Origin of the sequence: Asticcacaulis solisilvae (assembly GCF_052327315.1) — a bacterium.
Taxonomy (GTDB): Bacteria; Pseudomonadota; Alphaproteobacteria; order Caulobacterales; family Caulobacteraceae; genus Asticcacaulis; species Asticcacaulis solisilvae_B.
Genome location: NZ_CP166196.1, coordinates 1,349,099 through 1,364,927, shown reverse-complemented (window position 1 = coordinate 1,364,927; position 15,829 = coordinate 1,349,099). Strand labels below are relative to the sequence as shown.

Annotated in this window: 9 protein-coding genes and 1 pseudogene; 7 read left to right on the top strand and 3 right to left on the bottom strand. The window is 65.4% G+C overall.

What is annotated here, in order from left to right; all coding sequences use genetic code 11:
• Nucleotides 1-23: 23 nt before the first annotated feature.
• The 4 genes and pseudogenes from AB8717_RS06205 (at nucleotide 24) to AB8717_RS06190 (ending at nucleotide 6,000) form a co-directional block, all read left to right on the top strand.
• Nucleotides 24-3,782, top strand: coding sequence for a LamG-like jellyroll fold domain-containing protein (locus AB8717_RS06205; protein WP_443750166.1), 3,759 nt, complete (start codon nucleotides 24-26; stop codon nucleotides 3,780-3,782).
• A 44-nt stretch (nucleotides 3,783-3,826) separates the two neighbouring features.
• Complete coding sequence (locus tag AB8717_RS06200; RefSeq protein ID WP_443750165.1) at nucleotides 3,827-5,299, top strand: serine hydrolase domain-containing protein; 1,473 nt, start codon at nucleotides 3,827-3,829, stop codon at nucleotides 5,297-5,299.
• A gap of 353 nt (nucleotides 5,300-5,652) precedes the next feature.
• A pseudogene (locus tag AB8717_RS06195) lies at nucleotides 5,653-5,799 on the top strand (transposase); the annotation flags it as partial.
• Nucleotides 5,800-5,802: 3 nt separating this feature from the next.
• Nucleotides 5,803-6,000 (top strand): hypothetical protein, encoded by a 198-nt coding sequence (locus AB8717_RS06190; RefSeq protein WP_443750164.1) that lies wholly within the window; start codon nucleotides 5,803-5,805, stop codon nucleotides 5,998-6,000.
• A 268-nt stretch (nucleotides 6,001-6,268) separates the two neighbouring features.
• Here AB8717_RS06190 and AB8717_RS06185 read toward each other — a convergent pair whose 3' ends face one another.
• Complete coding sequence (locus AB8717_RS06185; RefSeq protein WP_443750163.1) at nucleotides 6,269-7,153, bottom strand: hypothetical protein; 885 nt, start codon at nucleotides 7,151-7,153, stop codon at nucleotides 6,269-6,271.
• Nucleotides 7,154-7,568: 415 nt separating this feature from the next.
• On the opposite strand from AB8717_RS06185, the gene AB8717_RS06180 reads away from it, so the two are divergent.
• From AB8717_RS06180 to AB8717_RS06170, 3 genes are all read left to right on the top strand, one after another.
• Entirely contained in the window at nucleotides 7,569-10,496 is a 2,928-nt protein-coding gene (locus AB8717_RS06180; RefSeq protein ID WP_443750162.1) for a TonB-dependent receptor, read from the top strand.
• A 505-nt stretch (nucleotides 10,497-11,001) separates the two neighbouring features.
• Complete coding sequence (locus AB8717_RS06175; RefSeq protein WP_443750161.1) at nucleotides 11,002-12,063, top strand: glycoside hydrolase family 16 protein; 1,062 nt, start codon at nucleotides 11,002-11,004, stop codon at nucleotides 12,061-12,063.
• A gap of 341 nt (nucleotides 12,064-12,404) precedes the next feature.
• Nucleotides 12,405-13,448, top strand: a complete 1,044-nt coding sequence (locus AB8717_RS06170) for a glycoside hydrolase family 16 protein (RefSeq protein WP_443750160.1) — start codon at nucleotides 12,405-12,407, stop codon at nucleotides 13,446-13,448.
• 62 nt (nucleotides 13,449-13,510) lie between these two features.
• On the opposite strand, the gene AB8717_RS06165 is transcribed toward AB8717_RS06170, so the two are convergent.
• Nucleotides 13,511-14,350: a hypothetical protein gene (locus AB8717_RS06165; RefSeq protein WP_443750159.1), complete on the bottom strand. Its 840-nt coding sequence runs from the start codon at nucleotides 14,348-14,350 to the stop codon at nucleotides 13,511-13,513.
• A 93-nt stretch (nucleotides 14,351-14,443) separates the two neighbouring features.
• Nucleotides 14,444-15,742, bottom strand: coding sequence for a S8 family serine peptidase (locus AB8717_RS06160; protein WP_443750158.1), 1,299 nt, complete (start codon nucleotides 15,740-15,742; stop codon nucleotides 14,444-14,446).
• Between the last annotated feature and the right edge of the window lie 87 nt (nucleotides 15,743-15,829).

The following is a 15,829-nucleotide window of genomic DNA, read 5'->3' as shown; positions in this document are numbered from 1 at the left end:
GCGACCGCCAGGGAGTGCTCATTATGCCGCCGAAGTTCCGCCGTCGCGCTTGTCTCAGCGCCTTTACCGCCCTGTGTTTGTCGCTGGCGGGGGCCGCACGGGCAGAAGACAGCGGGCTTTTGTTCCACGTCTCGGGCGACAAGGGGCTGACTGCCGACATCGCCAAGGGCCAGGCCGTGCCCAACTTCGCGTCGAACGTCTCGATCCAGCAGGACCCGCAGCGCGGCGCCTATATCCAGGCCCAGGGCACGCAGCAACTGACCTGGATGGCGCCCGGCAATGTCTACGCCGAGCGCGGGACGCTCAGCTTCTACTGGCGGGCGCGCGATCCGCTGGGGCCGACGCAGTTCCCCATCTTCCGCGTCGCCTATGCCGACCACACCAGCTGGGACATGGTGTGGCTGCGCATCGACTGGAACGGCCATGGCTACGACGCCTTCGTCACCGACAACAACCTGTCGCGCCTGCGCGTATCGACCAAGCTGGCGACGCTTCCTGCCGCCACCGACTGGACGCTGATCACCTTCAGCTGGGACGAAGCCGGCGGCGTCGTCCTGTATGTCAACGGCAAACGCGTCGCAGCAAAGGCCGGGCCGGTCGTGCTCGATGCCGGCCTCGACCAGTTCGGACCCAACAGCCGGGTGATTTCGCCGCACCAGGTCCATTCCATGTATCCGTTCATCCGCGGCGGCGACATCGACGATATCCGCGTCTACGACCACGCGCTGTCCGATGCCGAGGTCGCGTCGCTGGCGTCGGGGTCCGCGCCCTTAGCCCCCACGCCTGCCCGCACCGCGACCGACGCGGCCTGGTCGCACCGCTATGGCTTCGACAACAAGACGTCACCCGTGGCCCTGACCGCGCCCGCCACGCGCATCCGCAAGGTCGAGTTCACCGCCCAGTTCGACCTGAAGGAACGCATGTCGCTGGGCTCGGACGGCATGGCGGAGACGACCTGGCCGGGCGTCTATAACCGCTCGCGCCTGACGGGCCGCCACGACTATTTCGAGCTGCCCGACTGGAACGTCTATGTCGAAGGCGGCAAGGCCATCACCTTCACCCTGCCGGACGAGCCGTTCAACCACGTCGAGTTCGAAGGCGCGGCCTATGGCACCCTCACCTACCAGAAGGCGGGCGCCAAGGATGCGCTGCTGGCTACCCGGCCGCAGGGCATCGAGCGCAACAGCTACGACTTTTCGACCCTGACCGGCGGGAATTTGCGTTTCGAGAACGTCGCGCAGGAAACGCCGATCCAGGAGCTGGCGGCGTATAATGTCGCGCCGGGCGCAGAGCCTTCCGAGCAGACCCTGACCTACAAGGTCAAGGCCAGCGCCGACATCAACGAATACCCGTCGATCGACGCGCTGAAAGCCTTCGTCGCCGGCCGTTATCAGCCGGATGAGCGCGCGACCGTCGTCGCCCTGCCCGCCGGCGCGCCGTCGAAGCCCGCAGCGGCCGCCACGCCGGGCCTGCCGATCGTTCATATCCTGATCCCGGAAGACTTCCGCCAGTGGCGCGACGCCCGGCCGGTCAACATGTACGAATACGGCTGGGAAGGCATGAACGGCGGGCTCGACGGCATCGCGCTCGATATCCCCGCGCTCAAGGTCAAGGCCGGAGCGGACGGCCTCTATCCGCTCAATATCGCGGTGAAGGACCCGCTGTGGCCGGCGCGCGACCTGCTCAACGTCACGGTCTCCATAAAGCCCAATGAGGCGCGCACCGTCTTCCTCGATACGCGCGACCGCATCCTGCCCGACGGCAAGAGCCTGTACCTGACGGTAGCCGGCGCCACCGCCGACTTCAACGCGCAGCAGCTCGACGGCATGGCCGTGCGGCTGAAGTTCAAGCCATACAAGGACGCCCTGCCCGAGCATATCGCCGACCGCTTCGCCCAGGCGCGCGACAACCTGGCCTTCCTGGTCGAGGAGCATACCCAGTCCAAGCGCCTGTCGCGCTTCGTGCGCCTCAACGAAGAGCTGAAGGACCTGCTCAAGGTCGATCCGCAGAACATCCACGGCCGCGAAATGTGGGCCGAGATGCACCCCGACCAGGGCGCCCTGCCCGAGCCCGAACCGAAGGTTCCGGACGGCGTACCGGCCTGGGCGTATCTGCAAACCCAGGACCTGAAGCGCGTGCGCACCTTTGTCGACTGGTGGGTCGACAACCGCCAGGTGCCCTATGGCGACTTCGGCGGCGGCATTTCCGACGACGACGACCTGACGCAGCAGTGGCCGCCCATGGCGCTGATGGGCGACGAGCCGGACAAGCTTGTGGCCTCGCTCGGGGCGCTGACCGACGCCGTCTTCAAGAACGGCATGATCACCAACGGGCTGGGGACCATCAAGACCGACGAACTGCACTCCTATGAGGAGGGCATCAACGCCATGTCGGAATCCATGTACAGCGACTATGGCGACCCCAAGGTGGTCGAGCGCCTGATGGCGACGGCGCGCGCCTATCCGCGCATCGTGCAAAAGGGCGTCGACGGCCACACCTATGTCATCAGCCGCTATTTCTCGGGCACCGACGTGTCGCTGGACGCGCCGTGGAACTGGAGCCACGCCTATTCGCCGCTGATCCTGCATCCGGGCACGCTGCTGGGAGATTTCAACGCCAATCCGACGCTGCGCCAGACCGTGACGTCGCTTGCCGACACCTATCTGGCCAAGGCGACGAAGAACGCCGACGGCTCGCTGACCTATCCGGAGGAGTTGCAGGCCACGACGGGCAAGGCGCGCGGCGACCTGAAGGGCGACACCCGCGCCAACAACGCCATGATCCAGATCTTCTGGGAGTCGTGGCGCTGGACGGGCGACGAAAAGTACCTGGCGCCGATCCGCAACCAGGTCGTGCGCCGCTCGCTGACCGGCCTGACCTTCATCAATGGCGACGCCACGGCGGCGCTGCACCTGCGCGACGACTTGGGGAAGCTGCTGAAATCGCGCGCCGACGCGGGTTCCAACGACGCCTCGACGCTTTACTATGCCTGGAACTATACGGGCGATACGAAGTATCTCGACACGCTGTTCGCCAACGAGATCGCCTTCAACGACCAGCATATGTGGCTCTATACCGACGCCCACTGGTGGTCGGACCGTGTCGAAATGCCGAGCAACATGCTGCAAAGGACGCGGCTGGGCGGCATGGCGCTGACACGGAACCAGACCGTGCCGGGGCACCTGGTCAGCTGGCGTTTCGACAGGCCGCTGGCCGCCGAGGATGTCGGCATCCTCATCTCGGACCAGAGCGCCAAGCATTTCAAGGTCACGGCCTATAACCTGTCGAACGCGCCGATCCACGCCGTCATGACCGGCTGGGAGATCGCGGGCGGCCAGTGGACGGTGACGGGCCCCGACGGCGCCACGCGCAGCATCGCGCTGGAACGCACCACCTCGACCGACCTGACCTTTACGCCCGGCAAGCAGGAGACCTGGGAGTTCACGCTGGCGACGCCCGGCGACGACCCGGCCCAGCGCCCCGACCTCGGCATCGGCAAGGACGACGTGAAAGCCGGCAAGGGCGCCATCGCCGTCACCGTGCACAGCCTGGGCAGCAAGAACGCCCCCGCCTCGGCCGTGGTGCTGGAGGACGCCTCAGGCCACGAACTGGCGCGGACCCTGGCCCCAGCCCTGCCCTCCGCCGCCGATCTTAATCCGCATACGGCGACGGTGACGCTGAAGTTCAAAGGCGTTCTGGCGCCGGGATCAGCCGTGCGGATCGTCACGCCGCAGGGGGCGAAGGAGATCACGCAGATGAATAATCGGGTCGTGGTGGAATAGAGCGCCGCTACGGCTTCAAAATATACCGGCAGACAGAAAAACCTATGCGCACCCTGGCCATCTCTCTGACGATCACCCTCGCCCTGGCATCTGGCGGCATGCCCGCCATCGCCCGGACGGAACCGGCGACTGTCGCCGCACAGCCCCCGGCGGCCACGCTTCCGCCGCTTAGCGACTTTGTCGGAACCTACACCTACCAGGGCGCAACGATCGAGATCGCCGCCCCCGACGGACTGGTCGCGGTGCTGGATGGCGGCAAGTATCCGCTGCGCCGCAAGTCGGCGGATGTTTTCATCAACGGTGGCGGCGCGGACGTCATCTTCCATCGCGGCCCCGATGGCGTCGTGACGGCCATCGAGGATCCGACAGGTGTCAACCGGCGTCTGTCGGCCCGCATCTCGGCCCTGACGGCAGCCGGGTTCCAGCCCCGCCCGGCCGGTTCGCCGCCCTATCGCTACCAGGCGCCGCGCGACTTGCGGGACGGCATCCCCGTGGGCGACGTCGCCAGATCCGATCTCGGCGCCGAAGCCGCCAACCGCCTCGTCGCCGGCGTCCTCGACAAGACCTGGCCGGATGTCGACAGCGTCCTGATCTTCCAGGGCGGCAAGCTGGTGCTGGAGGAATATTTCTATGGCTATGACCGCAATACGCCGCACCGGATGGTCTCGGCGACCAAGTCAGTGGTCGGCGCCGTCGTGGGAGAGGCCGTCGCCAACGGCGCTGTCACCCTGGACGAACCGGTCCTGCCGAAGCTGGGCTACGCGACCGTCGCCAACCCCGATCCGCGCAAGTCCGCCATCACCCTGCGCGACCTGCTCACCATGCAGTCGGGCCTGGACTGCGACGACCATGTGGCCGGCTCTCCCGGCGGTGAAAGCCAGCTCTACAACACCCACGACTGGATCCGCGTCCTGGTCGACGTGAAAATGGTCGATACCCCGGGCACGGTGGGCCGCTATTGCACCGGCGCGACCTTCCTGGCCGGCCGCATGGTCGAAAAGGCGACGGGCCGCACCCTGCCAGACTATGCGCAGGCGCACCTCTTCGGCCCCATGGGCATCCGCCGGGCCGACTGGACCTGGAACCACGACCTGACCAATGCCGACAAGACATTCGGCATGATGGCCATGCGCCCGCGCGACATGCTGAAGTTCGGCATGCTCTACGCGAACGGGGGACGATGGGGTAAGACCCAGGTCCTGCCCGCCACCTGGGTGAAGACGTCGCTGTCGTCATTAAGCACCGTCGAAAACACGGCCTATGGCTATTACTGGTGGCGCATGTGGCTGCGTGTCGCGACGCCGGACGGCTCCCACCGCGTCTTCATGAGCGCCGCGCAAGGCAATGGCGGCCAGAAGATCTACCTTGTGCCCGAGCTCGACCTGATCGCCGTCTTCACCGGCTCGCGCTACAACACCGGCGAAGCGCCTCAGAACAAGATCATGGCCAGCGTGGTGTTGCCCGCCCTGTTGCAGGCGCGCGGCATAAAGGGAGATGTCGGCGCGCCGGTCCATTGACGGCGGGGCGGCTTAGAAGCCTTCCAAAGGTCTTGTGTTGCGTGCGTGGTCGTCTCGGGACAGATTATCGGTGGCAGGATTCGGACTGGATATATTTCGACATTTCGCGGCCTGTCCCCGAAAATCCATAACTCCGCACAGAAGATCAAAGCTCAGTGCAAACTGGATTTTTGAGCGATAGGTGCAAATGTCCGGGTTCGGCATTCTCATTGACGCATGGAATTAGTCGTTACAAAACCGTTGACTCAGGCAATGCATAACTGTCCAGCCAATTTCCGGGATCTCGTGGCCCGAAGAATTCCCGCGGCAACAAAGGCAATAATCTACTTCGATAAAGACCCAGGTTCGAGGCCATTTGCCGATGCCATTGTAAAGGAAGCGGCGATCCGAAACGGTTCGCGCATGGTTGCGACGCCGGCGCCTATGCAGGTCTGGCGCCGCGACGATTCCAGTCGGGGGAGCGCGATACCAAAGGCCATATCTCAAAAGCCGGAGACCGGACCTTGCGCCATGCCCTGTACGAAGCTGCAAACAACCTGCTGTGCCGCGTCAAAAGGCCGTTCGCGCTTCAAACCTGGGGCAAGGCGCTGGCGCTAGCCAAGGGCGGAAAACGCGCCCGCGTCGCTGTCGCCCGAAAACTCGCCGCCCTTCTGCACAAGCTTTGGCTGTCGGGTGAGCGTTTCGACTGGGAAGCTGCCTGAGCGCACACACCCAGTCAAAACGCCCGACGCCAAAAGGGTGATCCCGACGTAACCTGAGAGGACAAAAACCTCGTCGGTGACATAGGGACACCCAGTCTTCCGAGCCATTTGCTCAACCGCCTGACCGCGACCTTGCCGGCACGAACATCACTTAAAGCTCCGACGCTTGTTTGTGACCCCGTAGACAACCATAGCTAACGGCAAATGAGCAAATCAATTAGACAACAGGTTACGAATTGCACAATTAGACGCTACTGACGCCATCAAATCATATATCATTCGCCGCCGTCGCGGCGGCCGACACCAGCATGCCGGAGAATTCGAAGGCGGCGCTGTAGACGATGAACTGACGAGCTGTCTCCGTCCAGGTCAGCCGGCCGTCCCCGAGGCTCACCAGGCCTTCGGCCAGCGCATCTTCGAACAGGCGCCGGGCCTGGGGGCGCGATATGCCGCAGTGCCGGACCGCGTCGTCCAATACCCAGGACACCGGCGCCATGGCCAGCGGCCCGTCGCCAGCGTCGCGGCTCAGCAGCAGGGCCAGGGCCCGGCCGCCACCCAGGCGATGGTTGAATATCCGCACGAACGGCATGTCGTGCCCCGTCGCACGGGCCAATCCGGCCAAAATGCTGTCGCCCCGGCGCTGGGCAAAGGCCACGGCGACCGGCGGATCGGCGTCCATGCGGTCGAGCAGTCCGCCCACCGCCGGCTCCAGCAGGGCCACGGTTTCGAGGCCGCGCCGCATGCGGCTGCACCACACGTCGATGAAGCGCTGCGTCGGCGCGTAGAGCGCTGCCGCCCGGCCCTGGCGCACCGAGATTTTCGACAGGAAGCCGACATGCTCAAGATAGCCCAGCAGGGAGCGGGCGCGGCCACGGCTCATGAACCGGCTCTCGTCGCACGCCGACTGGAAACGCGGCAGCGTGATCCCCTCCCCGCGATGCAGGGCAAAGACCAGGGCGGCGGCGACATAATGGCCGGCGTCTCGGGACAGCATGGCCATGACCGGATTCGCCGCGGCTTCGACCTTTACTGTGTTGAGCGCCCGGGCGGCTTCGGTAAACCGGGGATGCGCGGCCAGGGCGCCCGCCGTCGCGGGCGACATGTCGCAACTGAGCCAAGGCCGCAGGGGTTCCAGGTCCGGATGTAGAATCACGCTTGCCTCAGCACAGAAGCGGTATTGGTACGCGCCGAAGACCGTCCTTGTCAAAAATGCTCCGCACCCGTCGGGCGCGCGCCAGGCTGGGCCGCTCCGGCTCGAATACCTCCCGGACGCGAATTCGCGCACCATTTCCCTATAATCGGTACGAGTCTGTTACATATTGGTAACATCGTTCGGATTTGCGCCGAAATCCGTTGCGAGTCGTCAGCATATTCGATACGCTGTTTCACATTCGTAGCCACTGCCCCAGCGTACAATGACACCGGCGTTTCGCGTCTTCGGTCTTCAAGCCGTGACGCGGTTTCTCTCAAAACCTCAATGACACCGGTATCATATATCATGGGCCGCCTGCGAAACCAATAACAGAAAAGGGACCGGCCATCGCGCCGGCCCATAGAGGGAGTATTTCATGACCACCGCTTTCACCGGGCGCGCCTCTGCGCCCGAACGCCGACGTGCGCCCTTTTTCACGGGCGTCTCGATTCTGGCGCTTCTGGCAGCCGGATTCGCAACGCAGGCCGGGGCCCAAACCGCCCCCGCCCCCGCCAAACCCGCCGACAACGATGTCGTCGTGGTGCGCGGCTTCCGCGGCAGCCTGCAAAGCGCCGTCCAGGCCAAGAAAAAGGACAATTCGATCGTCGACGTCATCAAGGCGGAAGACATCGGCAAGTTCCCCGACAACAACCTGTCGGAATCGATCCAGCGCATTCCCGGCGTGTCGATCGACCGCGACGCCGGCGAAGGCCGGACCATCACCGTGCGCGGCCTGGGCCCAGGCTTTACCCGCGTGCGCCTGAACGGCATGGAGGCCCTGGCCACGACAGGCGGCCGCGATTCGTCGGGCGGCACCAACCGCGACCGTGGCTTCGATTTCAACGTCTTCGCCGCCGAGCTGTTCCAGTCGATCACCGTGCGCAAGGCGTCGTCGGCCGAAACCGAGGAAGGCGCGCTGGGCGCGACCGTCGACCTGCAGACGCCTCACCCCTTCGACTACAAGGGCTTCACCGCCGCGGCGTCCGCCCAGGTCCAGTATAACGACCTGTCGAAGAAGACCAATCCGCGCACGACCTTCATGGTGTCCGACCGCTGGTTCGGCGGCAAGCTGGGGGCGCTGGTCTCGGTCGCCTGGAGCACCAACGACAAGTATGAAGAGGGTCCGTCGACCACGCGCTGGGAAAACGGCTCGACCGACGCCCAGACCTCGGCCAACCGCTTCCACTCGGTATCGACCGACGGCGGGCTGACCTTCACACCGATCGCGCCGACGCCCGCCGCCACGACGCCCGGCAATCCCGGCGGAACCTTGAGCGACCTTTCCGGGGCCGCGCTCGACGTCACCAAGGCGCTGCACCCGCGCATTCCGCGTTACGGCCATCTCGCCTATGACGAAGGCCGGCTGGGGGCCACCGCCTCGATCCAGTGGCGCCCAAGCGCCGATACGCTGGTGACGCTGGACAGCCTGTTCTCGGATTTCAAGGCCAACCGGGACGAACAGTACCTTGAGGTCATCTCGTTCAGCCGCGCCGGCCAGGGCACGCCCAAGACCGACATCTACAACTACACGATCAATCCGAAGGGCGAGATTTCCAAGGCCAGCTTCAACAATGTCGATGTCCGTTCGGAAAACCGCCACGACAACCTGGATACCAGGTTCCAGCAGGTCAACCTGACGGTCAACCAGAATATCGGCGACAAGCTGCGGCTCAAGGCCTTCATCGGCCACTCGACCTCGGTGCAGGACAATCCCGAGCAGACGACGCTGACGCTCGACGCCTACGACGTGCAGGGCTATTCCTACGACTATACCAACCCGAACGCGCCGGTCTTCAACTATGGCACGGTCGGCGGCTGTACGGTCGCCCAGGCCTGTTACTGGCAGGTGTCGTCGTCGACCGCCAAGGGCGACGCCTCGCTGGTCCGCGTGCGCCCGAACCGCACGATCGACAGCTTCGGCACGCTCAGCCTCGATTTCGACTACGGCTTCTCGGACAATTATCACCTGAAGTTCGGCGTCAACCGCAAGGATTTCGGCTTCCACACCTTCGAATACCGCCGCTCGACGGCGACCTACGGTGAAAACATCACGCCGGCGGCCGCCACCTATATCAACGCCAACCTGGCCCAGTTCACCCAGACGCAAAGCCTGGCCACGGGCGGCCAGACCTGGCTGATCCCGAACTTCCAGGCCATCAAGACCGCGCTGCATTTCGACTGCAATTGCGTCGATCCGACCTATGGCGACTGGACCCTGTCGAACACGGGCGGCTCGCGCGGCAACAACCAGGACGCCGCCGAAACCGACAATGGCAGCTATATCCAGCTCGACTTCAAGCACGACGTGCTGGGCATTCCGGTGCGCGGCAATGTCGGCGTGCGCTATGTCGTGACGCATCAGTCGACCTCGGGCTTCATCGACGCCACCCACTATGTGGCGATCGAGCGCCAGTACAAGGACACCCTGCCGTCGCTAACCGTGACGGCGGAACCGGCCCCCGACTTCCTGATCCGCTTCGCCGCGGCCAAGGACATGGCGCGGCCGCTGCTGGCGGCGCTGACGCCGGGCGGGACGATCAACTTCACGGGCCGGTCCTATACGGGCGGAAACCCGTATCTCGATCCGACGCGGTCTAACGACTACGACCTGAACTTCGAATGGTATCCCGACAAGGACTCGCTGTTCTCGCTGGGCCTGTTCTACAAGGACATCAAGACCTACATCCAGACCCTGTCGCGCACGGCCCCCTACGGCACGCTGGGTTTCGACTTGTCGCTGGGCACGCCGTTCAACGTCGACGCGGACACGCCGTTTGTCGTGTCGTCGCCGGTCACGACGCCGGGCGGGGCGCTCAAGGGGTATGAGATCAATCTGCAGAAGACGTTCACCGCCTTGCCGAAGCCGTTCAACGGCCTGGGCGGCATCCTGAACTACACCCATGTCGACTCGCAGATCACCTATCTGACGACGACCGGCACGACGCGCAACAACCTGCTCAACATGTCGCCGGACGCCTACAACGCCACCCTGTTCTACGAGAACGACCAGTTCTCGGCGCGGATCTCGGCGGCCTATCGCGCTGGCTATCTCAGCGCGATCAAGCCCGGCAACAACGCCGACTTCCAGGGCAAGAACAAGACCTTCAATGTCGACGCCCAGGCGACCTGGTCGGTCAGCAAGTCGTTCGTCATCACCCTCCAGGCCCTGAACCTGACGGACCAGTATGACGACCGCTTCAACGTCTACAACAGCCAGACCTTCGGCAATGTGGATAGCAATGCGCCGCTGGATTACGTCCATACCGGGCGGACCGTGCTGCTGGGCGTCCGTTACCAGTACTAAGTTCCCGAACTTCCCGGAGCGCGGCCTGCTTTCCTTGGCCGCGAGCCCCTCAGCGCCTGGCGCCCGAAGCGCGCCGGGCTCGCTCGTCCCGCCGCCGGTCACGTGGCGGCGGGACTTTTTTCTTTGATTTACTGGTGGTTCCGCTTTCCCAACGTCCGCCGCTCCCGCCGTCCCTCCCGGGGATTGGCGGGATTTTTTTTGGTTAACGGCGCGCTAACCCATAAAAACAATATTCTGTCAAGCAAAAATATTCATCTTAAACGCCACTTTAAGAGTCTTGCGCTACAGTGATCGCAAGAAGGCCGCCAGAGGTAAGGCGGTCCACATAGGTGATGCTGGCCAGAGGCCGGGCTTTGCAGCCGCCGTGCACACTTTCGCGCCCTGACCGTCGCGGAAGCCAACTCAACACATCTGCTCCGCCCCCGCGCGCTTGAGACCTCAAGCGCCATACGCCCCCTCGTGTCTCCAAAGCCGGGCAAAACGCCCGCCCCGTTGTGCAAAAAGTATGTCAGACAACACTGTCGTATCCTCGCGCCGCAAGTTCCTGAGCCTTGCCGGCGCCGCCGCCCTCACCCCGCTTGTCGCCGCCTGTGGCGGCGGAAGCGGTGGCGGAAGCAGCGGCGGGACCTCGGTCGCCGCCGCGGCCAATGTCACCCCCACGGTCGGCCTGGCCGCCAATTCGTCGTCTTCGTCGTCGAGCAGCGACAGCTCGAGCGCCAGTTCCAGCGCTTCGTCCTCGACGAACGCCGGTCCCGCCGCCACGACCTCCGCCACGCTGTCGGCCCTGGCCTGGACCAAGGCCACCGGCCCCGCCCTCAACACCGCCGGCCTTGTGCAGACCTTCGACTCGACCTTTTCGAGCAGCGACGACCTCAGGAAGATCACCGTCAACGGCGCAGGCGGCCCGTGGTACGCCCCCATTCACGCCGACTACGGCTCGGCGCATTTCGCCAGCCCGCTCGATGCCGTCTCCCCCTTCGCCATCGACAACGGACGCTTACGTATCCGTTGCGAGCAGGTGAACGGCGCCTGGCAGTCCGGCCATATGCAGACCTGCGACCTGGCCGGTTCGGGCTTTTCGCAGCGCCGCGGCTATTTCGAGCTGCGCGCCAAAATGCCGGCCAACGGCACATTGGGCGCCTGGCCGGCCTTCTGGATGTACAGCAAGAGCGTCTATACCGACACCACCAAGCTGCGTGCCGAACTCGACATCATCGAATACTATCCAGGCAACGACCCGCGTGGCCAGCATTCTGCCCTGCACCTGCGTCCGGGCCTGACGCCGCAGGCCGGCGACGTCGTCACCTCGGACTGGACGACCAGCTGCTATAGCGGGCTCGACGCCCTGGCCGACGGCGACTGGCACACGCACGGCGTCGAAATCACCGACAGCTGGATCATCGTCTATTTCGACCGGGTGGAGATCAAGCGCATCCCGCTGCTGGCGGAATTCGACGTGCCCATGTTCATGATGGTCAGCCTGGCGCTCCTTCCCGACGAAGCCGCCCAGGCGACCGGCCCGATCGACCTGTATGTCGACTATGTCCGGGCCTGGCAGCGGACCTGATTTTCGGAGGCGGGCGTCGCGAGGCGCCCACCTTTTTCGTCATATGCCGCCCCAGATCGCCACAAGCGTGCATAACGGCGCATTTACCCCGCCACTTAATCACGCCTTAAGAGCATCCGGCTACCGTCCATGCCCGGAAGGTCCTTCAAAATAAGGCCTTCACGCCACCGAACCGGTCAGGGCGAACCGGGTCCGGCTGCGACTATTCCGGCGCCTGCCCAAGGCGCCGGCCACCACCCTTCATATCTTCACCCGCGCGGCGGCGCTCCCGCTGCGTGAACCCCAGTGTCCGGACGCGCCATGCCCGTCCGCTTGCGTCCCCCTGTTTTGCGTAGAGTACCATGTCAGTAAAACCCTCAGTCACCTCCCGCCGCGGCTTTTTGGGCGCCGCCGGGGCCAGTCTTGCCGTCCCCTTCCTCAGCGCCTGCGGCGGCGAAACCGGCGGCAGCGCGATCACGCCACAGGTAAGCGCCACCACAGCCCCCCGTATCGTAGCGACCGGCGCGGCGACCGCCAGTTCCGCATCCTCGTCTTCCGGCGCCAGCGTCTCCACATCGGCCTTGACGACCGCGATCGCGGCCACCCAGGCGCGCCTGGCCGCCACGACCTGGACCGAGGCCATAGGCCCGGCGCTCGACCTCACCGGGTTCATAAAGACGTTCGACAGCGGCTTTTCCGTCCCGGATTCCTTGCGTCAGATCACTGTCAACGGCGCAGGCGGTCCCTGGTACGCCCCGATCCACGCCACCAGCGGCGCGGCCCGGTTTGCCAGCCCGCTTGAAAAGGTCAGCCCCTTCGCCATCGTCAACCGAAGCCTGCGCATCCGTTGCGAGCAGGTCGACGGCGCCTGGCAGACCGGCCATATGCAGACCTGCGACTATGCCGGCTCAGGCTTCTCGCAACGCCGCGGCTATTTCGAAATTCGCTGCAAGCTGCCGGTAAAGGGCACGCTGGGCGCATGGCCGGCCTTCTGGCTGTACAGCAAGACCTTCTTCACCGACACCACCCGGCCGAAAGCTGAAATCGACGTCATCGAATACTACCCGGGCAATGACCCGCGCGGCCATCATTCCACCATTCACCTGCGCCCCGCCGCCAAACCGCCTGCCAATGCGCTACTTGTCTCGCCGTGGAGCGCCGGTTGCTACAGCACCGTGCCCACTCTCGGCGACGGCAACTGGCATACGCACGGCGTCATGATCACCGACCAATGGATCATCATCTACTATGACCGGGTGGAATATAAGCGCATTCCGCTTCAGCCCGAATTCGACACGCCAATGTTCATGCTGGTCAGCCTGCAGCTTCTGTTCGATGAAGCCGCCGTGGCGACGGGCCCCATCGACATGTTCGTCGACTACGTCAAGGTATGGCGCAAGCCATAAAAAAAACGGGCGCCTGGGGGCAAGGCGCCCGTAAGTCTGCGTTGTGGACTTAAATTTACGCGTTACTGGACGGAACCCGTCCCTCCGGCATTGGCCGAACCCGATACCGAAGCCGAAACGGGCGAGGACGGCACCGACACGCTGCCGGCCGCCGAACGGGCGGCGGCGCCAGCCCTGTGGACGCCGTTGCGCGCCGCCCCGGCCGCGGCCGAAGCCGTATTGCCGACACCCGAAGTGTTGACGCTGGCCGAGCCCGAACCGTTGCCCGAAAGGCCGCCGGTGCCGGCATTGGCGCTGCCCGTACCCGTCACGCCGCCGTCGACGCCGGCATTTCCGGCAGCATTGGCGACTCCGCGCGCATCGCCGGCCGTGCCGTTTGCAAAGCCGCGCGCCGCCGAAAGGCCGCTGCGGGCCTGGTTACGCGCTCCGGCCACCGTATTGCCGGCGCCGCTGGCGTCGACCGTCGCCGATCCGGCGGCATTGCCATTGCCCGCGGCGCCCGCGCCGTGGCCGAACAGCGAACCCGTGGCATTACCGGCGGCGGAGCCCGAACCCGAGGCGGTCACCGGCTGCTGCGCCTGACGGGCCGCTTCACGGGCTTGCTCGCGGGCCTGGTTGCGCGCGCTGTCGGTCGTCTGGCGCGCCGTATCGCGGGCCGAACCGAAGGCATCCGGAGCGCCGAAGGACCCGTCGCCCCTGCCGCTCATCGAGCCGCCGAGTCCACCCAGGCCGCCACCGCCCTGGCCGCTCATGCCGCCCCCCATGCCGCCACCGAGCGCGCCGCCCAAACCGCCACCAAGACCGCCGCCACCACCACCGCCGCCGCCCAGCAGCTGCGCATTGGCGGACACGGCCAAAAGCGAGGCCACGGCAAAAGTCGTCAGGAAAATCTTCGTCTTCATGTTCATGTCTCCCAGGGTTCAGCCAATCTCACCGGCTCACATTGGGGACAACGACGGGGCTCGCGGATTTTCTCCGGCCCTCGCGAAATTTTTCTACTTTTTCGACTTCGGCGGGGCCTGGGGCCGGATGTCAGCGCCGACCAGGCCGTTGCCGTAGGTCGTGTCCAGGCCTTTGACGCCAAGGTCCTGGGCGCTGGCGGCCAAGGCCTCTACCGCCGCCCGCGCCCTGGCCGGATCGGGGTCCCTCAGCTGCCGCGACAACAGGCCGGCGACGATCGGCGCGGCGAACGACGTGCCGCGCACAGCGGCGTATCCGCCTGGCCGGGCCGCCGAAATATCCGCCCCCGGGGCTGAGAATTTAACCTGGGGCCCGCGCCCGGCTTCCGGCAGCACATGATTCCTGCGGTCGATGGCGGTGACGCCGATCACGCCGTCAAAGGCCGCCGGATAGAGCGGTTTGGCCGCCGGTCCGTCATTGCCGACCGCCGCGACGATCAGGTGCCCGCGCGCCACCATGGCGGCGACCGCCGCCTTCATCGGCGCGTTGGACGGCCCGACCAGGCTGATATTGACCACGGCCACGCGTTCCTTCGCCATCCAGTCGAGCGCCTGGAGGATGGCCGGGGTCGAACCGCCGGTCGGCGCATTGCAATAGACATCGGCGACGTAAAGGTCCGCGCCCGGCGCAGCGCCGGCAAACCCATCGGCGCGGCCGATCAGCAGCGACGCGGTCTCCGTGCCGTGCTCGCCGGGCTGCGGCGCTCCGGCAAAGCCCTTCTGCGTGATGCGCGCGCCCTGGAACGCCGGATGGCCGGTGTCGACGCCGCTGTCGATCAGCCCGACGCGCCCGCCGCCCGCGCCGTTGACGCTGCCACCGCCGGGCGCCGACGCCGACTGCGAGCCGAGATAGATGTCGTTGAAATCGTAGACACCGTCGGGATCGAGCTTTTTCAGCCGGCGCAGGGCGTCATTGGTCGATACACCTTTCGGCGCCGCCAGCACGACGACGCTCAGCCCCAGGTTTTCCAGCGTGTCGGTGCGCGTGACGGTGAAGCCCGCGGCCTTTGCGGCGGCCAGGGCCGCGTCCGAAGGCGCCGTGGCGACGATCTCATGCCGCACGATCAGGTCGCCCTGCGGGCTTTGCTCCAGCACGTCGCGATGCTGCGCCACCAGGTCGCGCACGGTGTCGAGCCGCTGCGACGCCAGGCCGGACACGCGGTCGAGCGTGCCGTCGAGCGTCCGGTCGACCGCGCCCGTGACATCGCGCACCACGGGCAAGGACGGCAGGTTGCCTGTCAGATTGCCCAGACGGTTTTCAAGATGGCCGCCCAGCTGGGCGCTGGCGGGACCGGCGGCCAGCAAAAGCGCGGATATGAGAACAAAGGCCTTCATGAAAGACTCCGTGACGCCTATGTAACGCGCCTGACGCCGGACTTGCTGCAAAAAAATTTCGCCGCTACGAAGAAAAGGCCCGCGCCC

What these genes read in the sequence shown, in the direction of transcription:
- AB8717_RS06180 (WP_443750162.1), top strand. Translation starts at nt 7,569, where the DNA reads ATGACCACCGCTTTCACCGGGCGCGCCTCTGCGCCCGAACGCCGACGT.
- AB8717_RS06205 (WP_443750166.1), top strand. Translation starts at nt 24, where the DNA reads ATGCCGCCGAAGTTCCGCCGTCGCGCTTGTCTCAGCGCCTTTACCGCC.
- AB8717_RS06160 (WP_443750158.1), bottom strand. Translation starts at nt 15,742, where the DNA reads ATGAAGGCCTTTGTTCTCATATCCGCGCTTTTGCTGGCCGCCGGTCCC.
- AB8717_RS06200 (WP_443750165.1), top strand. Translation starts at nt 3,827, where the DNA reads ATGCGCACCCTGGCCATCTCTCTGACGATCACCCTCGCCCTGGCATCT.
- AB8717_RS06170 (WP_443750160.1), top strand. Translation starts at nt 12,405, where the DNA reads ATGTCAGTAAAACCCTCAGTCACCTCCCGCCGCGGCTTTTTGGGCGCC.
- AB8717_RS06175 (WP_443750161.1), top strand. Translation starts at nt 11,002, where the DNA reads ATGTCAGACAACACTGTCGTATCCTCGCGCCGCAAGTTCCTGAGCCTT.
- AB8717_RS06165 (WP_443750159.1), bottom strand. Translation starts at nt 14,350, where the DNA reads ATGAAGACGAAGATTTTCCTGACGACTTTTGCCGTGGCCTCGCTTTTG.